We start from the raw sequence: 18,393 nt of genomic DNA on the forward strand, positions 1-18,393 counted from the left end.
TTTCCACTCTCCATCCGAAAGCCATGCCCCACCAACCGCACACCACCACCCTCCAGAATGTAGCCCGTGGGCTGCTGGGCACCTTTATGGTGGTGGCCGGCACCGGCCATCTCACCTTTGCCCGGCAGGATTTTCAGGCGCAGGTCCCCGATTTTGTGCCTCTGGACAAAGACACCACGGTACTGGCTTCGGGGGTGGTCGAAATTGCGCTGGGGCTGGCGCTGCTGCTGCTGAAAGGCAAAAACCGGCGGCGCATGGGCATTGGGCTGGCGGCATTCTACGCGGCGGTATTCCCCGGCAATGTGCACCAGTACACCCACCATATTTCGGCCTTCGGCCTCGATACGGATGCCAAGCGGCTGGCCCGACTGTTTTTTCAGCCCGTGCTGATGGGGGCGGCGCTATATTCGACCGGGGCTTTGACGGCGTTGCAGCGAAAGAAGGCCCCACGGAAATAGGTCCTGAATGGACAAAGCGGGCCACCTTCCGTCCACTTTAGGTTTTCCGCCGAACTTTGGGTCGCGTGCTGTTGCGCCTCCTTTGCGGTCATGAAACTCCCTTTCCTGCTAACGTTTGTGCTGCTATGCGGCACCATTTCCCGCGCCCAGCCTGCGCCCTCGGCGGCTTCTATTCTGGCTTTGATGCAAAAGGCCAATGTGCCGGGCATGCAACTGGTGTACACGCACGGCGGCAAGACGTACGCCTACGCGCTGGGCCAGCGCACCGCCGGCCAGCCCGCCGCCGTGACTGCCACCACGACTTTCGAAGCGGCTTCGCTGGGCAAGGCTGTACTGGCCTACGTCACGCTTCGCCTGCTCGACCGGGGCGTGCTTGACCTCGATAAGCCTCTGCTGACTTATGCCCCGTACCCCCGCTTACAAGGCGCGGCCAATGCCGATAAAATCACGGCCCGCATGGTGCTGGGCCACACCACTGGCCTGCCTAACTGGGCTACCAATCCACTCGGCGCGGACTGGCCCACCGCTCCGCTCCGCCTGAAATACGCGCCCGACAGCTGCTGGAACTACTCGGGCGAAGGCTACGTGTTTCTGCAAAAAAACCTGGAGCACCTCACCGGCAAGCCATTTGAGACGCTGGCGCTGGAGGAGGTTTTCGGGCCGCTGCGCATGACGCACAGCAGCTTTGTGTGGCAGCAGAAAATGGCGGCCAATGCTGCTTCGGGCCACGATGGCCAGGGCAAGCCGACGCCCATTACGCACTTCTCGGCGGCTTACGGGGCGTTTAGCCTGCTCAGCACGGGGGCCGACTACAGCCGGTTTTTGCAGGCGGTGATGACGGGGCGGGGGCTGAAACCGGCCACGGCACAGCTGCTGCTGACGCCCGCCAACGAGGCCCGGCGCTGCGGCCAGCCCACCACGGCCACCGACGCGTTTATGGCCTGGGCCTGCGGCGTGGGCCTGGCCACCACCAGCCGGGGCCTGGCCCAGTGGCAATGGGGCGACAACGGCAATTTCAAAGGCTTTTACATGACGCTACCCGCCGAAAAGGAAACGCTGGTGTTTCTCACCAATAGCACCAATGGCCCCAAAATGGTGGATGAGCTGCTGCGGTTGTTCTTCGGGCCGGGCGAGTACCGGGCCACGCAGTGGCTGGCGGAGTAGGGCGGGGCGCTGACAAAGCTGGCGGTGCAACCGATTTACAATGAAGTCAGTAGGAAGCTCATGGACAACCCCACCAAACAAGGCCTCGTCGCCGAGCTCATCAGCCTGCTCACCCAGGGCAACGCCCACGCCACCTTCGAGGACGCCTGCGCTGGCCTCACGCCCGAAATCTGGAATCAGCATGTGCCGGAAGTGCCTTATACTATCTGGCAGCTGGTGGAGCACATCCGCATTGCGCAATGGGACATTCTGGAGTTTTCGCTGAGCGAGAAGTATGAGTCGCCGGAGTGGCCGGCCGGCTACTGGCCGGTGAAGGACGCGACTGCGGATGAAAAGCAGTGGCAGGCCACACTGGACCACATCCACGCCGACCGCCAGCGCTTCATCGACTTGCTGCACGATGCCAAAACCGACTTGCTGGCCCCCATCCCGCACGGCACCGGCCAGACCATTCTGCGCGAGGCCATGCTCATTGCCGACCACAACGCCTACCACACCGGCGAAATCATCCTGGTGCGCCGCCTGCTGAAAGCCTGGAAATAAAGGCATTCCTCAAACGCAAAAGAGCCCGGCACGTCAGACGCGCCGGGCTCTTTTCAGTACTCTGAGAAACTATTTCTTCTGGGTTTTCACGGCTTTGCCCGAGGGCTTGTCCTTGATAACCTCTTCGTTTTTCTTTTCGTCGCGCTTGGTAGCGGGGTCGGTGTGCTTGGGGGTGGTGGTGGTATTGGCCATGACAATGAAAGGTTAGGTGAATGAGGGTTGTACGGGCCAGCAGCCTCAGCGGCCGGGCAGCCGGCCGTTTTTTCCCATTCTCCTACGCCTCCACGCCCACCGTGCGCCGGATGCCCAGCTTTTTCATGCGGGCTTCCAGGGTTTTGGGGTTGATATCGAGCAGCAAAGCCGCTCCCTGTGCCCCACTCACCCGGCCACCGGTGCGCGTGAGGGCCGCCAGAATATGGTCGCGTTCCTGCTCTTTCAGCGTCTTGATGGGCGCAGCGGCCAAAATCGGTGACGCCGCCGCACCAGCCAGCACCAGCGGCGCGGCCGCAAACCCCGCAAATTCCAGAAACGGCCCCTGGCTCACGATAATGGCCTGCTCCAGCACGTGCTCCAGCTCGCGGATATTGCCGGGCCAGCTATAGGCCTGCAACGCCGCCAAATCAGTGGGCCGAACTTGGCGCACGGGCTTGCCCAGGCGTTTGCTCAGGCGCTGGACGAAATGACGCAGCAGCGGCTCGATGTCTTCGCGGCGCTCGCGCAGGGGGGCCAACTCGATGGGGAAAACGTTGAGGCGGTAGTACAAATCGGCCCGGAAGCGGCCGGCAGCTACTTCGTCGGCCAGTACGCGGTTGGTAGCGGCTATCACGCGGGCATCGGAGTGCAGCACTTTGGTGCCGCCCAGCCGCTCGAACTCGCGCTCCTGAAGCACGCGCAGCAGCTTGGCCTGCAAATCGAGCGGCAGCTCACCAATTTCATCGAGGAAAATGCTGCCGCCGTTGGCCAGCTCAAACTTGCCGATGCGGCGCTCTACCGCGCCCGTGAAAGCGCCTTTCTCATGCCCAAATAATTCGCTTTCAATGAGCTGTGCCGGCAGCGCAGCGCAGTTGAGCTTGATGAGGGCGCGGGCGTGGCGGGGCGAGGCGTTGTGCAGCTCGCGCGCCACCAGCTCCTTGCCGGTGCCGGTTTCGCCGGAAATCAGCACCGTGGTATCGGTGGGGGCCACTTGGCTGATGCGGAGCTGCACCCGCTGCAAGGCCGGCCCGCTGCCGATAAACGCGCCGGAATCGGCCCCGAAGCGGGCGGAGGTGTTGATTTCATCTACTAAGTAGGTGCGCTCCTGCTCTACCTGGGCCTTCAGCTCCTCAATCTGCTCGAAGGCGAAGAGGTTTTCCAGGGCCAGGGCAATCTGGGGCGTGAGGGCCAGCACGGTAGCCAGGTCTTCGGGCCGGAAGGCCAGCGGGTTGTGCGAGGCCAGGATGAGCACGGCCGCGCCATCGGGCCGCTGCCAGATGGGCACGATAAGCATGGCTCGCGTGCCGTATTCCTCATACACCTGGCGGAGCAGCGGGTAGCGCTGGGCCTGGGCCCGGAACTCATCGCCGGTGTAGAGGGCGGGCACTTGTAGTAGGTCGTTCAGCTGATGGTACATGGCCGACCTGTCCAATTGATTCAGCCCATTCATCCGGTTGGGGTCGAGCGCTACCAGGGGTGCCGAGAGGTCGTCGGCGGTGCGTGAGAATTCGGCAAAGCCTTCAAAGGCTTCCTGCCGCCCGGCGCGCTGCACCCGCAGGCCAAAGTAATCGAACTGCACCACCTGGCTCAGTGCCTCGGCCACGGCCCGAAACAGCGGCTCGCGCTGCTTGATGCTAAGCAGGGCATTGGTGATACTGAGCTGCAAGGTGCGCTCCTGCTCGCGGCGCGCTACCTCCTCGAAAGCCAGCGTGTTGGCCACGGCTACGGCAATGAGCGAGCCGAGCTTGTCCAGCAGCTTTTCATCGGCCGCCGTGAGGTCGGGCATCCGGCGCGAGGCCAGCGTGAGGAAGCCCGTGAGCCGCCCGCCAATGTGCAGCGGCACGGCGGTTATGTGCTTCACCCCCAGCTTCTCAAACTTATTAAACGGCGCGTAATTGGGGTAATCGGCCAGGTATTGCTGGGGGGTGAATTGCTGCACGCGCGGGTCGGCCACCAGCTTTTCGATGGGCGAGCCGGCAATGGGCGTGAAGTGGTCAAGGCCAGCGGGCAGCACCGGCGCTTCATCGGTGCCGTAGTAGTCGCGCAGAAATAGCCGCTTCATCTGCAAGTCCTTATCGAACACGTTGATGCCGATAAAATCGAACGGGAAAATGAGCCGCAGCTTGGTAGTGACCACCTTAAAAAGCTGGTCCTTCTCACGGATGGTGGCAATGGCCTCGTTGAGGTGCAGCAGCAGGGTTTCGTCGGTGGTCGGCATAGCTCGTAGCGCATGCTTCAGCTTGCGCAGTAGGTGTAGTGGATAGTGCAACCGGGCACTAGCCAAGGCAGGTGCCACATTAAAAACTCCTTAAATATCAGGAGCAAAACACGGCCAATTCCTGATATGTAAGGAACAATCAAACGCTGCAAAGTTTTCCAAACCGAGTAGAATAATAATTAAAGCATTGTTATACAGACAATATAAAGGATAATTAGTCATCCTGCCCGCGCTGGCACGTCTTTCGGTAAGAGCAGGGCACACCCTAAGCCACCTGGCCTTATGTTTTCTTCTCAATCTTTCAAGGGCTTTGCCGGTTTGTCGCTGTTCGGCGGCTTGCTGCTGGCCCAGCCGGTGCTGGCCCAAAACCAGCCCGGCGTGCCGGCCGCCGCGCAGGCTATTGGCCTGGCCAGCGACTCCCTGACCCTTGGCGCGACGCTGCAAGCCGTGCTCGACGCCAACCCCAGCATTACCAACCTCACCGAGTTGTCGGCGGCTTCGACCAGCCGCCTGAGCCAGACGCGGGCCGGCTTCCTGCCCCAGGTGACGGGCACGGCGACTTACACTCGCATTGACCCGGTGGTGAAGCTGCCTTTCCAAGGTGAAACGCTGCAGTTTGCACCTAATAATAACTACGACTTTCACCTCACGGCCCAGTACCTGCTGTTCGATTTCGGCAAGAACGATGCGACCGTGAAAGTGGCTGAATCGCAGGTGCAAACGGCGGTAGACAACATCACGGTAGCCCGCCGCGACCTAGCGTTCAACGCCGCACAGGTGTACTACAACATCCTGTTCATGCGCGAGAGCATTAAGGTGCAGGACCAGCAGATTGCCTCGCTGCAAGCCCACCGCAACGAAATGAACAAGCGGGTGGAAGCCGGCGTGAGCACCAAGTTCGACGTGACGACTACCGACGTGCGCATCACGCAGGCCCAGAGCACCAAGCTCGACCTGCAAAACCAGCTGCGCAACCAGCAGGTGCAGCTGGCCCGCCTGCTGCACAAGCCCGCCCAGGCCGACATTCCGGTGAAAGGCCGTCTGACTTACGAGCCCCAGGCTGTGAACATCGAGGCCGAGGTAGCCAAAGCCAGCAACAACCGCCCCGAAGTGAAGCTGGCCCGCGACGCCGAAAACACGGCCGCCATGCAGGCCCGCCTCATCGAGAAAAGCAACATGCCAAGCCTCGGCGCGGGCGTGCAGGCCGGTGCCAAGAACGGCTACATTCTGCCTGATATCAACCGCATTCGCTTCAATACCGTGGGTGTGATTCAGTTGTCAGTACCGATTTATGACGGCAATAAGAACAAGAAGCAGCGGGTAGAGGCGGCGGCAATGTCGCGCGCCGCCGTGGCCCGCACCGCCGACACGCAGGAGCAAATCCGCGCCGATGTGCGCCAGGCCGTCAACAACATGGATTTCAGCCAGGCCCGCCACGAGAATGCCCAGCAGCAGGTAGCCCAGGCCACTGAGGCCCTGAGCAAAGCCCGCGACCGGTACCGCTACGGCGTAGGCCAGAACCTCGACGTGCTGGACGCCGAAACCCAGCTCGCCCAGGCCCGCCTGGCCCTAGTGCAGGCCGAATACAACTACACGCTGGGCCAGTACCAGCTGCGCCGCGCCACCGGCGAGCAGATTTGGCAATAAGTAGTTCGTGACCACTACAATGAACCTCTCCACCATCCTTTGTCCGCTCGATTTCTCGGCCGCGTCGGCTGGGCTGGTGGCCTATGCGGCGGCCCTGGCCGTGGCCACGGGTGCCGAGCTGCGGCTGCTGCACGTGTGCGAGCCGCAGGAGGACCCCACCGGCCAGCAGCCTGATGCCAAAGTATTTGGCTCCTGCAAAGGCCGGATGCAAGCACTGCAAGCCTCGGCCGAAGAAGCTGGCGTGTCCCGCGTGCACACCGGCATGGTGCGCGGCGAGGCGGCCCCGGAAATCGTGGCCGAAGCCGACCGCCAACAGGCTGATTTGATTGTTATTGGCGCACACGGCCAAACGGGCCTCACCCGCTTTTTGATGGGTACTACCGCCGAAATCGTGCTCCGCACCGCCCGGTGCGCCACCTTATTGGTCCGCGCCCCGCTCCAACCCGAAACTGCAGTGAATCAGGCCTAACGTCGCCACTGCCCTCCTTTTTTCCGTAAAACACCGCCCCCGAATATTTACTAAGATGGCCCAGACCGAAACTTCCGTTCAAAACGCCCCTGCTCCTTACCCCAACGCGGCCGCTGAAAATGCTCCGCTGGAAGAGCCCAAAAAGCGTAATCCGCTTGTCCTCATCATCATGTTGCTAGTGCTGCTGGGCGGTGGCTACTACGGCTTCACGCGCTACCAGTTTGCCAAAGCCCACGAAAGCACCGACGACGCCCAGGTAGAAGGTGACGTGTATCCGGTGCTGCCCCGCGTGGGCGGCCCCGTGCTCGAAGTGAAAGTGGACGACAACCAGCCCGTGAAAAAGGGCGACGTTCTCGTGACCATCGACCCGGCCGACTACCAGCAGCGCGTGAATGCCGCTGAGGCCGCTCTCTTCGCTGCCCAGGCCCAGGTAGCCGCTGCCCGCGCCGGCGTGGCCACCGCCAGTGCCAACGTGCGCACCGCCCAAACCGGCATCGGCGTGAGCCAGGCCAACCAGGAGCGCCTCCAGAAAGACCTAAAGCGCAGCGAGATGCTGCGCAAGCAGGACATCATCCCACAGAGTGAGTACGACGCCGTGCAGGCCAACCTGAAGTCCACCGCCGCCCAGCGCGCCACCGCCACCGACCAGGTGAGCGTGGCCCGCCAGCAGGTAGCCGCCGCCTCGCAGCAAATTGCCGTGGCCCAGGCCGTGGTGAAACAGCGCCAGGCTGACCTCGACAACGCCAAGCTGCAGCTTAGCTACACCACCATCACCGCACCGCAGGATGGCATCATCAGCAAGAAAAACGTGCAGCCCGGCCAGGTAGTAGGGCCCGGCCAGCAGCTGTTCGGCATCGTGGGCAGCGCCCGCACCTGGATTGTGGCCAACTTCAAGGAAACCCAGCTGGAAGACATGAAAGTGGGCCAGCCCGTGAAACTGGAAGTGGACGCTTATCCTAAAGAGGAATTCCAGGGCCACATCGAGTCGCTGTCGGCCGCCACCGGTGCCCGCTTCGCCCTGCTGCCCCCCGACAACGCCAGCGGCAACTTCGTGAAAGTGACCCAGCGGATTCCGGTGCGCATCGCCCTGGATAAAGTTGACCCCGAGCACCCGCTCCGCGCCGGTATGAGCGTGAATGCGGTGGTGAAGGTGAAATAGTTAAAAAGGCAGTGGCCAATAAGGCCGTCATGCAGAGCGTAGCGAAGCATCTTGCCCGCAGTAAGTAATCCAATTCATCAGGATTAGTTGAGCAGTAAAGATGCTTCGCTGCGCTCTGCATGACGGCCTTTTTAACTCTATAAATACCTAGTTAATGGAAACCGGATTTACCAAGTGGATTATCGTTGTGACGGTGGTCCTCTGCGTCTTGCTTGAGCTGATTGATACCAGCATCGTGAACGTGGCCCTGACCCAGATGATGGGCAACCTCTCGGCCACGCAGCAGGAAGTGACCTGGGTGGTGGCCGCCTACGGCATCGCCAACGTGATTGTGATTCCGATGACCGGCTTTTTGGCCGAGCAGTTCGGGCGCAAAAACTACTTTTTCTTCTCGGTAGTGCTCTTCACGCTGGCCTCCATGGCCTGCGGCCAGAGCACCAATCTGTGGGAGCTGGTGGCCTTCCGCTTCATCCAGGGTATCGGCGGGGGCGCTTTGATGGCCACTTCGCAGGCTATTCTCATTGATACCTTCCCGCCGAAGCAGCTGCCGCTGGGCCAGGCCCTGTTTGGCATGGGCGTGATTATCGGCCCCACCATCGGCCCTACGCTGGGTGGCTACATTGTGGATAACTACGACTGGCCCTGGATTTTTTACGTGAACGTGCCGGTGGGCATCCTGGCCGCCATCTTCACCCTCGCCTTCATCCGCGACCCGGAGCGCATCAAAAATGCCATTCCCCGGCCACTGCGCGAGATTGACTGGGCCGGTATTTTCCTGCTGATTCTGGGCGTGGGCTCGCTGCAGCTGGTGCTGGAACAGGGCGAAACCGAGGACTGGTTCGAAAGCGCCTACATCAACAGCTTCGCGCTGCTGGCGGCTATTGGCCTGCTGGGCTTTATCTGGCGCGAGCTCACGGCCAAAGCCCCCATCGTGGACCTGCGGGTGCTGGGCAAGAGCCGAAACCTGGCCGTGGGCTCGGTGCTATCGTTCGTACTGGGCTTCGGCATGTTTGCCTCGGTGTTTATCCTGCCCATTTTCACCCAGCGCATTCTGGGCTTCACGGCGGCCCAAACGGGCTACATGCTGCTGCCCGGTGCGTTGGCTTCCGGTTTCATGATGCCCGTCATCGGGAAGATGCTACAGGCTGGCGTGCCTCAGAAGGTCATGATTCCGATAGGCTTCCTCATCTTCTTCGGCTTCACCTTCTGGATGGCCAACGTCATCTCGCCCACCGCCGGCGAGTCTGACTTCTTCTGGCCCCTGATGGTGCGCGGCCTGGGCATGGGCCTGATTTTTCTGCCCATTACTACCATGAGTTTGGCCGGCTTGAAGGGCAAGGATGCGGGCCAGGCCGCCGGCCTCACCGGCATGATTCGCCAGCTCGGCGGCTCGTTCGGGGTGGCCATTGTGGGCACGTACCTGGAGCGCAGCATTGCCCAGAACCGCATCAGCCCGCTGGCCCACATCTCGCTCTACGACACCGCCACGGTGCAGCGCATCCAGGCTTTCACACAGAACTTCATGGCGCACGGCTTCCCGTTTGAGCAAGCCCAAAAGCAGGCTTACTACGCTCTGGAAGGCATTCTGATGAAGCAGGTATCCATCATCACCTACTCGCAGGTGTTTGCCATGATTGGCTTGTTCTTCGTGGTTTGCCTGCCGTTGGTGTTGCTCATCAAGCGCGCCAAAACCACCGAGAAAATCGACCTGAACGCCGCGCACTAAATCAACAAAACCACTATGCTATGTGGCTTGATTAGGTGACGATTAGATTACATTATTGATAAACAAAAAGGGCTTCCTGCATTTAGCAGGAAGCCCTTTTTCGTTGGTCTGGATTGACTACTGATACTGGATGTACAGCGGCTTGGGCGTGAGCTGGGTCAGCACTTCCACGGGGGTCATGATGTGGTGGGGAGCGGGCCGGGCATCGTACTCGTAGAACAGCTTGAAGCCGGTGTACTGCACGGGCTCGGTCTGGATGTAGTCGTGGTACGAATCCTTTTTCAGGGTGGGCTCGCCGTGGCCGTCCATGTGCATCACCACCTGCACGCGCGGGTCGAGCTTGATGTTTTTGTAGTTGGTCAGCATCTTCCGGGTGAAGCGGTGGACCGTGAGCACCTTGGGCGGCAGGTGATTTTCGCTCACGATGCGGGCCAGGAAGTTGATGGTGAAGTTCACGTCCTTGGCGTCGAGGGTGCCGATTTTCTGGTTCGGGCGCACGCCGGGCATGGTGGCCAGCGAAAACTCGGGGTCGATGCCGAGGTGCACCATCGGGTCTTTCAGGTACTGCTCCAGCTTGGGCAGCTCAGCCTGCAGGGTGCTGTGGCCGGGCTGCACGTCCAGGAAAAGGAGGCAGTTGTGTTCTTTGGCCCAGCTCATTACCTCCTCAATGGTGGCTTTGGAGTTCATCAGGCGCCATTTGCCGTCTTTGCCAGGGGAGCCCTGGGCCGTGATGGTCACGTTGTGCAGCGCGGCCTGCACCGGAATGCTGGGGTCGGCGGCCTGCCACTCCTTCAGCACGCCCGCAAACTTGCGGAACATCTGGTCCTTGGGCTCGCGGCCCAGGATGCCCATGCCCTTCGAGCGGATGTTACCATAGAACGCCACGATGCGGTGGCCCGGCAGGATGGCGCCTGGCAACTGGCCGGTTTTCCGGGCAATGCTGTCGGCCTTGAGCGAGTCGCGGCGCATGGCCTGCATCTTCAGCTTGATGGTGTCGACGGGGGCCGGCTTGGCGGCGCTATCGCCGGTGGCTGCGGTGGTACCATCGGGGGCTTTTTCGCCCTCGGCGGGGCGGGTGGAACAGGCGGGCAGGGCCAGGGCCGCCATCAGGCCCAGGGTAGCGACGAACGCGCTAGAGGTTGCGTTTAAAGACACTGATAATGGAGAACAAAGCGAGCAATAGTTACCTCAAAGGTAAGCGTTTCCGTTGGGCTGTTTCCGGCCCGGCAATTAAAACCAGCTTAAATCCTGCGGCTCGGTTTAGGAGCTAGCGCGAAACCGGTGTCAGCGTCACCTCAAACCAGGTGGCGGGGTCGGCGAGCGGGTCGGGCACCTGGGCGGGCAGCGGCGTGGGCGAGTACAGCGCGCACAGCGAGTTCTCGATTTGCACCAGTTGGCCCTTGGCGGAAGCGGGCAGCCCGTCGAGCAGGCCAGCCAGCACTTCCCAACGCGGCTCGCCCGGCTGGCGGCTGGCATCGTGCCACACCACGGTGGTATTAGGGCCGACCAAATGCTCAAACACGCGTTTGGTGTCGATGCGCACGGCTTCATAGCGGTGGTCGCCGTCGATGAAAATCACATCGAATGGCCCGGCCAGGCTGGCAAAATCATAGGTGGCGGAGTTGCCGTGCAGGTGGCGCACGTTGGGCAGCGGCTTCGAGAAAAAGCCGTGTAGCTCGATGTAGCGCTCGGGCAGGCCGAGGGCGCGGATTTCTTCATCCGACAGATTCAGGGTGAAGACTTCGGCGGCTACTTCGGCCACATTGGCGGCGCTTTCGCCGCGCCAGGTGCCGATTTCGAGGTAGCGGCAGCCGGGCACGCGGCGGGCCAAGGCGCGCAGCAGCAGCAAATCCGTCGGCAGGGAGCCGCCCTCGCGAAAGGCAAACGGGCGCACCGTGGTATCGGTCGGGCTTAGGAAATGAGCCAGCGGCAGCATGGGCAGGCCTTTGGCCGTGAGCTGGCGGCGGCCGGCGTGGGCCAGCGCCCGGCGCTGCCATTCGCCCACATCGCCGGCAATGACGTGGTTGAGCAGCGAGGGAGTGCGGGCCAGGCTGCGCAGGGCCTGGAGGGCGACAGAGAAACGGGACATAGCGGGTGGTCGGGTACTGGTTATCAGTTAGCAAGCCGCCGGCAAAGCAGGTGAAACCTGACTAGCGACAACAACCGCCCGATAACTAAAAAGTAGCTTTGGCCACTACTTCCGGCCCTAAAGTTACTTCTGTGGCTTTAGTATAAGCTGTCCCAAATGCCTCCAACGCAGAAAGGCCCCGGCACGGGCCGGAGCTTTTCGAGCGGTTTCTCGCAATCAGGAATGAACGCCGGGGAACAGTGCCCTTAGCAGCCGTCGCCAGGCGCGTCAACGGCCCAGCCTTGCCAGCCGAGGGGCAGGCTATTGGCAACGCGTACCGTGGCTTTCCACACAAACCGAATGGGCACGGTGTAGCTCACGGCTACCGGTTTGCCGGCTTTGCGGCCCGCCACGAAGGTGGGCAGCTTTTGAATGGCCGCTACCACGGCCGCATCGTATTCTGCACCCAGGCTTTTCAGCACTTTCACGGCTTGCACCTCCCCTTTTTCCGTCACGATGAAGGAAACGAACGAGGTTCCATCCTTGCGGCTGGCCGGTACCACATTGGGGTAGTCGAGGTGCTGCTGAATGGTACGAACAATGGCTTCCGGACCGCCGCCACCTGGTAGCTCCGGCATCTGTTCAACGGTTTCATACACCACGGGCGGGGATGGGGGCGTGGCGATATTTTGGGTCGCTACCGATACGGCTGGCTCGGCTGGCGGCGCGGCTTTTTCGCAGGCTACGGCAACTACTAACACGCCCGCCAACGGCAGGGCGAGCCACTGTTTCCAGCGGCGGATGGGATTGGTTTTCTGAATCATGGCAATGCGACTGAGGGTTTGGGAATGGGAAAAGGAGTGCGCAAGCGGAACCGAGAAACCGAGGCGGCTAGCCACTTGCCGGGCCAGCAGTTGGGAGTAGGAAGTGGAAAGGGAAGGCGTAGGCGAGGAATCATCGTGCAGGGCAGCCTCATCGGCCAGGTACTCGTGGGTGAGGGCCAGCGCCCGCCCGCAGAGGTGCACGAAGGGGTTGAACCACAGCGCGGCGCGCAGCAGCTCCAGCAGCAGCCGGTCGTAGGTGTGGCCTTGCTGAACATGGGCTAGCTCGTGGCGTAGCACCTGGCGAGCTTCGGCCGGGCTCAGGGTCAGGGTTTCATCCCAAAATACGACCCGGCCGAAGGAGCTGGTGGGTAGTTGACCGTGGGTTTCGGCCAGCGTGTAGCCAGCGTGGGCCGTGCGGGGCAGGCGGCGGGCGGTGCGCCACAGCCGCCCAAGTCCGTAGAATAAGCGGGCCAGCATGAGGGCCGCGCCGGCAAGATAAACCGCTAGTAACCAAAAGCTCCAATCAGGCCCAACGGCCACGGCAGCCGTGCCGGGCGCGCCGACCTCCACTGTTGGCAACAGCCCGGCGGCCACCCCGGCCAGTCCCGCCGGGCCGGTGCCCCACCAGCCGGCCGGCCAGGCCAGCGGCAGCAGCGGCAGGCCGGCGGCCAGCAGCGGCCCCAGCACTAAAAAGGCCCGGTTGTAGGCAAAGCTGCGCTCCGGGCGCAGGGCCAGGCGGTAGCACGCCCACCACGCGCCGAGCAGCACGGTGCTGAGCAGCATCCAGTTAAGCAGGCTGAGTTGGTTCATGGTCTTCGGGATTTTGGGGTTGGGCGGCGTGGCGGAGCAGCTCGTCGAGCTGGGCGGCGTCGAGGTTTTCTTCTTTGGCGAAAAACGAAACGAGGCGGCTGAACGAGTTGCCGAAGTGGCCGCCCAGCAGCTTGCGCAGCGAGAAGCGACGGTAGTCGTCCTGGGCCACCAGCACGAAGTAGCGGTGCGTGCGTCCGAAGGCTTCGTGGTCGACAAAGCCCTTGGTTTCGAGGATGCGGATGATGGTGGAAACCGTGTTGTAGGCGGGCTGCGGGGCGGGCAGCTCGGCCAGCACGTCCTTCACGAAGGAGGGGCCGAGGCGCCAGAGCACTTGCATTACTTGTTCTTCGGCGCGGGTGAGTTCGGGGAAAGTGGAGGGGTCCATGTTGGGAGTTGGGTCAGGGTAATGCAAACCTATAACTAATATTTTAGTTTACAAACTATTTACTTAGTTTGGTATTGCTTCGCATTGTTATTCGATGAAAATAAAGGAATTGAGTAGCTTGCAACGGCCGGCCGACTCCAGTATCTGGCTGGGGCAGAAAGTGGCAGCAGGTGCTACGAAGCCCAAAGCCGCTGCCGGCCGTAAACCCACCGACAGCCGGCCCTAAGTGCATCGCCGGGCAGTCTCGTATTATTCCCTCTCCGCTCATGCTGAAACCTGTATTCTGCTCGCTGCTCGGGCTGCTGGCCTCCCACCCCAGCTGGTCCCAAACCGAAACCGCTGCGCCGGTGGCTCCCAAAGCGGCAACCGCCACGCCAGCAGTAGCCCCGAAGCCCGCCGCAGTGCCGCTTTCGCCCCGACAGCTGTTTCCTGGGCTGTTTGAGGCGGTGCAGCTGGGCCGCATCTTTCCCGACAATAAGACCTTTGTGGATGCCGCGCCGAAGCAGCGGCCGGCCACCATTCTGGCCGCCTGGCGGCGCGAGAAAGACCAGCCGGGCTTCAACCTGAAGGCCTTTGTAGAAAGCCGTTTCACGATGCCGACCAGCACGGCGGTGCCTTTCCAGAGCGACCTGAAAGCCGGCCTGCGCCACCACCTCGACACGCTGTGGACGGTGCTGGCCCGCCCCGCCGCCCCGGCCGCCGATGCGACGGATTCGTTGGCGGAATTCCGCTCGTTGGTGCCGCTGCCCAAGCCCTACATTGTGCCGGGCGGGCGGTTTCGGGAGGTGTATTACTGGGATTCCTACTTCACCATGCTGGGGCTAGCCGAGGCTGGCAAAACGCAGCTGATGAAGGACATTACCGACAACTTTGCTTACCTGCTGGGCCGGTTCGGCTTTATTCCCAACGGCAACCGCACGTATTACCTCACCCGCTCGCAGCCGCCCTTCTTCGCCGATATCGTGAAGCTGCTGGCCCAGGACCTGGGCAACGGCGAGCTGTTGCGCTACCGCCCGGCCCTCGAAACCGAGTACCGCTACTGGATGCTGGGGGCCGAAACCGTGAAGGCCGGCACCGCTGCCCACCGCGTGGTGCGCCTGCCCAACGGCGACCTGCTGAACCGCTATTGGGACGAGAGCGACCAGCCCCGCGAAGAATCGTACGCCGAAGACGTGGCCGCCGCCAAAAAGAGCAAGCAGCCGGCCGCGCAGTTCTACCATCACATGCGGGCGGGCGCGGCCTCGGGCTGGGATTTCAGCAGCCGCTGGTTTAAGCCCGGCGGCGGGCTGGAAAGCATTCAGACCACTGATTTGGTGCCCGTCGATTTGAATTGTCTGCTCTATAATCTCGAAATGACCCTAGCCGAGGCGGCTCGCGTGGCCGGCCAGCCGGCCCAGGCGCGCCTGTACGAGACTAAAGCCGCCCAGCGCAAAACCGCCCTGCTGGCCCTGAGTTGGGACCCAAAAGCCGGCTGGTTTCAGGACTACAACTGGCGCTTGAAGCAGCGTTCCACAGTCCGCAGCTTGGCGGGCACCTACCCGCTGGCGTATGGGCTGGCCACCCCGGAACAGGCCAAGCGGGTAGCGGCCGGCCTGCAAACCAACTTCCTGAAACCCGGCGGCCTAGTGACCACGCTCTCGGCCACCAAGCAGCAGTGGGACGCGCCCAACGCCTGGGCTCCGCTGCAACAACTGGCCATCGAGGGTCTGGCGCGCTACGACCAGAAGGCCTTGTCCGATACGGTGGCCCACCGCTGGGTACGTCTCAATACCCGCGTGTATAGCCAAACCGGCAAGCTGCTGGAGAAATACGATGTGGAGAATGTGAACCGCCCCGCCGGCGGCGGTGAGTACCCGCTCCAGGACGGTTTCGGGTGGACAAATGGGGTGCTGCTGCGGCTGCTGAATCGGGAGCAGCCGCGGTAGGGGCAGTTAAGCGGGGATGGCGCGGGCCTGCGGCCCGCGCCGGCTATTCGCGGGCCTCTGGCCCGCTATGTTAGAACGACGCGATTGCGATGCCGTTCAACGATTGCAGGCCGGAGGCCTGCTAATAATCGGCACGGGCCACAGGCCCGCGCCATCGGTCCTGGCAAAAAACTTTCGCCTTTCGCAGCAGCCTTTTCGGGCGGTAACTTGTCTGCCGGGCAGCACCCGGCCGGGCTGCGCTGCTTTTGCCCCTCAATGCCCCTTTCTACGGAACTGGACGAGCTTCTTGCCGCCTGCCGTCGCCGCGAGCCGGCGGCGCAACGGGCGCTCTATGCCCGCTACGCCAGCCGGATGCTGGGCGTGGCGCGCCGCTACGCGCGCTCGGTGGCCGAGGCCGAGGACATTTTGCAGGATGCTTTTGTGAAGGTGTTTACCCACTTGGGCGAGTTCCGGGCCGAGGGCTCTTTGGAGGGCTGGGTACGCCGCATTGTGGTGACCACGGCCCTCAACCACTGGCAGAGCGGGCAGCACCGCCGCCAGCAATTGCTGCTCGACGATGTGCCCGAGCCCTTCGCGCCCGACGCCGACGCCTTCGACCGCCTGGGCGTGGCCGAAGTGCTGGCCCTGATGGAACAGCTGCCCGACGGCTGCCGCATGGTCCTCAACCTCTACGCCGTGGACGGCTACACGCACGGCGAAATCGCGGAGCTGCTGGGCATTCAGGAGAGCACCTCCAAGGCCCAGCTCAGCAAGGCCCGCAAACAACTCACCCTGCTGCACCAGCGGCAGGCCAACTACTTACGACTATGATGCCCGAATCGGAAGAAAACCGCCTCGACGAGTCTTTGCGCAGCAAATTCGAAGACTTCGACCTGCCGCCCGGCGCGCCGGTGTGGGCTGGCATTGAGCAGCGCCTGCCCCCGCCGCCCCGGCTACGCCCGCGCCGTCGGCCGGTGCTGGTGCCGCTGCTGTGGGTGCTCACCGGCCTGCTGGCCGGGATGGGCGGCTGGCTGCTGCGCGGGCCGGCTACTTCAGTGGGGACAAACCAAATGGACAGTATTGCCTCGAATAATGCGCAGGCGAAGCTCCGGAGCTCCGGAACGACCATTTCCGGACAGCAAAGCCCACTCCGGAACGCCGGAGCGACCATTTCCGAGCGGCTAAGCTCTCTCCGGACCTCCGGAGCAACCATTTCCGAACAGCGGACCCTACTCCGGGGCTCCGGAATGGCTAAATCGGAACGGCGAAGCCTGCTCCGGAGCTCCGGAGATGCCATTTCCGAACGACGAAGCCCATTCCGGAGCCCCGGAGTCATTGAATCGACGCGCACCATCAAAGCCGCAGCTTCGCCGGAGGATAGCACCGCTACTACTGCCCCAACAGCAACAGTAGTGGCTCAGGTTTCGCCAGGCGCTTCGATGGGTACTTTGCCGGGTACTCCTACGGTTTCGCTCGCCGCCGAAACCCTGCCCCCCATCCTACGCCCCCTCGCCGCCTTGGAACGCCGAACGCTGGAGCAGCTGCCCAGCATCGGCACCCTCGCGCCCGGCACGCTGCCGGCCGATGGCCGCGCCGCACTGCTGAATAATCTGCGCACCGAGCGGGCCGAATTGTTCCGCCTCCAGCGTCGCACCGACAGCCTGCTGCTGGCCCTCGGCGACCTGCCCGGCGCGGCCCCGTCCGCCCCCGCCGTGGCGGCCGCCGCGCCCGATACGGCCCGGCCGCGCCCGCTGGCCCGCCGCTGGAGCGTGATGCTTTCGGCCACTCCCGAGCAGAATACCCTCGCCCTGCAAGGGGCCGAAAACGACTCCCTCACGGCCCTGCGCCGCAACCACGAAACCGGCCGCGCCGGCCTCAGCGCCGCCCTCACGGCCGAATACAAGCTTACGCCTCGCCTGAGCGTGGGCGGCGGCGTGGGCTACACCGCCTTCGGGGCCGACCTGCGCATCACCAACAAAACCACCGACGTGCTGGTGAGCTATAACACGACCACCACCACGAGCACCAACGTCTTTACCTCGAGCTACCAGACGCATTCCATTCGCATCATCCAGGTGCCGCAGCTCTCGCCCATCTTCAACGGCAACGGCCAAGTCATTCGCTACGATACCGTGTATGTGCCGCGCCAGGATACCGTGTTCAGCACCACCGTGCAGCACGACACCACCCACACCACCCGCAGCGTCACCACGCCCACCATCACCAAGAAGGAAACCCTCACCACCAAGCTGCTGCAGCCCAACTACCGCTTCTTCACGGTGCCGGTGCTGCTGCGCTACCGCCTGGCCGCGCCCAGCACCAGCCGCCTGTGGACCGACGTGGCCGTAGGCGCACAGCTTCAGTTTTTCCTGGGCGGCACGCAGGTGGTGACCAACGACGGCGAGAACTTCCGCACCGAGCGCATAACGGCCGGCACCGGCCCCTTCCGCGCCCTCAACGTGGCCCTGGCCGGCTCGCTGGCCCTCAACTACGCCCTCACGCCCCGCCTGAGCCTGAGCGTGGCCCCAAGCATGCGCTGGCAGGCCCTCTCCCTCTACAAGCCCGAAACGGGGCTGCGCCAGCAGGCCACGTCCACAGGCCTGATGCTGGGGGTGCGGTTCGGGCTGTGAGCCGCGCCGCCCGGTCATCCTGAGTACGACTGTCATCCTGAGCGGAGCGAAGGACCTTATCACCGCAGTACGGTTTGCAGTAGCTCTATCTGACACAAACGTGATAAGGTCCTTCGCTGCACTCAGGATGACAGGGCGGCTCAGGATGACGGTACCGAAAAACTTTCTTTCGTCCCGGCAGCCTTTTTGGGCAGCG

At 62.7% G+C, this 18,393-nt stretch carries 16 protein-coding genes; 10 read left to right on the plus strand and 6 right to left on the minus strand.

Features of this window, described 5'->3' with window-relative positions:
• Window positions 1–23: 23 nt before the first annotated feature.
• The 3 genes from ACYU70_RS19910 to ACYU70_RS19920 all read left to right on the plus strand — a co-directional run bounded on the left by ACYU70_RS19910 (window position 24) and on the right by ACYU70_RS19920 (window position 2,165).
• The gene (locus tag ACYU70_RS19910; RefSeq protein ID WP_342296157.1) at window positions 24–458 is read left to right on the plus strand and encodes a DoxX family protein; all 435 of its coding nucleotides are present in this window, start codon (window positions 24–26) and stop codon (window positions 456–458) included.
• 90 nt (window positions 459–548) lie between these two features.
• Window positions 549–1,622 (plus strand): serine hydrolase domain-containing protein, encoded by a 1,074-nt coding sequence (locus tag ACYU70_RS19915; protein WP_342296155.1) that lies wholly within the window; start codon window positions 549–551, stop codon window positions 1,620–1,622.
• Between the two features lie 60 nt (window positions 1,623–1,682).
• Window positions 1,683–2,165 (plus strand): DinB family protein, encoded by a 483-nt coding sequence (locus ACYU70_RS19920; RefSeq protein WP_342296153.1) that lies wholly within the window; start codon window positions 1,683–1,685, stop codon window positions 2,163–2,165.
• A 69-nt stretch (window positions 2,166–2,234) separates the two neighbouring features.
• Here ACYU70_RS19920 and ACYU70_RS19925 read toward each other — a convergent pair whose 3' ends face one another.
• Together ACYU70_RS19925 and ACYU70_RS19930 are read right to left on the minus strand one after the other, a co-directional pair.
• On the minus strand, window positions 2,235–2,357 hold the full coding sequence (locus ACYU70_RS19925; protein WP_342296151.1) for a hypothetical protein: 123 nt from the start codon (window positions 2,355–2,357) through the stop codon (window positions 2,235–2,237).
• Between the two features lie 82 nt (window positions 2,358–2,439).
• Window positions 2,440–4,575 (minus strand): sigma-54-dependent Fis family transcriptional regulator, encoded by a 2,136-nt coding sequence (locus ACYU70_RS19930; RefSeq protein WP_342296149.1) that lies wholly within the window; start codon window positions 4,573–4,575, stop codon window positions 2,440–2,442.
• Window positions 4,576–4,857: 282 nt separating this feature from the next.
• Between ACYU70_RS19930 and ACYU70_RS19935 the strand changes: the two genes are divergently transcribed.
• From ACYU70_RS19935 to ACYU70_RS19950, 4 genes are all read left to right on the plus strand, one after another.
• Window positions 4,858–6,222 carry a TolC family protein gene (locus tag ACYU70_RS19935; RefSeq protein ID WP_342296147.1) on the plus strand — a complete coding sequence of 455 codons (1,365 nt, stop codon included), beginning with the start codon at window positions 4,858–4,860 and terminating at the stop codon, window positions 6,220–6,222.
• Window positions 6,223–6,241: 19 nt separating this feature from the next.
• Window positions 6,242–6,691: a universal stress protein gene (locus ACYU70_RS19940; protein ID WP_342296146.1), complete on the plus strand. Its 450-nt coding sequence runs from the start codon at window positions 6,242–6,244 to the stop codon at window positions 6,689–6,691.
• A gap of 55 nt (window positions 6,692–6,746) precedes the next feature.
• Complete coding sequence (locus ACYU70_RS19945) at window positions 6,747–7,850, plus strand: HlyD family secretion protein (RefSeq protein WP_342296144.1); 1,104 nt, start codon at window positions 6,747–6,749, stop codon at window positions 7,848–7,850.
• Window positions 7,851–8,004: 154 nt separating this feature from the next.
• Window positions 8,005–9,576 carry a DHA2 family efflux MFS transporter permease subunit gene (locus tag ACYU70_RS19950; protein ID WP_342296142.1) on the plus strand — a complete coding sequence of 524 codons (1,572 nt, stop codon included), beginning with the start codon at window positions 8,005–8,007 and terminating at the stop codon, window positions 9,574–9,576.
• Window positions 9,577–9,693: 117 nt separating this feature from the next.
• On the opposite strand, the gene ACYU70_RS19955 is transcribed toward ACYU70_RS19950, so the two are convergent.
• The 4 genes from ACYU70_RS19955 to ACYU70_RS19970 form a co-directional block, all read right to left on the minus strand.
• Complete coding sequence (locus ACYU70_RS19955; protein ID WP_342296140.1) at window positions 9,694–10,731, minus strand: hypothetical protein; 1,038 nt, start codon at window positions 10,729–10,731, stop codon at window positions 9,694–9,696.
• 112 nt (window positions 10,732–10,843) lie between these two features.
• Window positions 10,844–11,665, minus strand: coding sequence for a class I SAM-dependent methyltransferase (locus ACYU70_RS19960; RefSeq protein ID WP_342296139.1), 822 nt, complete (start codon window positions 11,663–11,665; stop codon window positions 10,844–10,846).
• Between the two features lie 245 nt (window positions 11,666–11,910).
• Window positions 11,911–13,278, minus strand: a complete 1,368-nt coding sequence (locus ACYU70_RS19965) for a M56 family metallopeptidase (protein WP_342296137.1) — start codon at window positions 13,276–13,278, stop codon at window positions 11,911–11,913.
• Window positions 13,256–13,663: a BlaI/MecI/CopY family transcriptional regulator gene (locus ACYU70_RS19970; protein WP_342296136.1), complete on the minus strand. Its 408-nt coding sequence runs from the start codon at window positions 13,661–13,663 to the stop codon at window positions 13,256–13,258. The genes ACYU70_RS19965 and ACYU70_RS19970 overlap by 23 nt, the downstream gene beginning before the upstream one ends.
• Window positions 13,664–13,929: 266 nt before the next feature.
• Between ACYU70_RS19970 and treF the strand changes: the two genes are divergently transcribed.
• The 3 genes from treF (at window position 13,930) to ACYU70_RS19985 (ending at window position 18,197) form a co-directional block, all read left to right on the plus strand.
• Complete coding sequence (treF, locus tag ACYU70_RS19975; protein ID WP_342296135.1) at window positions 13,930–15,588, plus strand: alpha,alpha-trehalase TreF; 1,659 nt, start codon at window positions 13,930–13,932, stop codon at window positions 15,586–15,588.
• 255 nt (window positions 15,589–15,843) lie between these two features.
• Entirely contained in the window at window positions 15,844–16,398 is a 555-nt protein-coding gene (locus ACYU70_RS19980; protein ID WP_342296134.1) for an RNA polymerase sigma factor, read from the plus strand.
• Window positions 16,395–18,197 (plus strand): hypothetical protein, encoded by a 1,803-nt coding sequence (locus tag ACYU70_RS19985; RefSeq protein ID WP_342296133.1) that lies wholly within the window; start codon window positions 16,395–16,397, stop codon window positions 18,195–18,197. The genes ACYU70_RS19980 and ACYU70_RS19985 overlap by 4 nt, the downstream gene beginning before the upstream one ends.
• Window positions 18,198–18,393 lie beyond the last annotated feature (196 nt).

This window comes from Hymenobacter segetis (assembly GCF_054776495.1).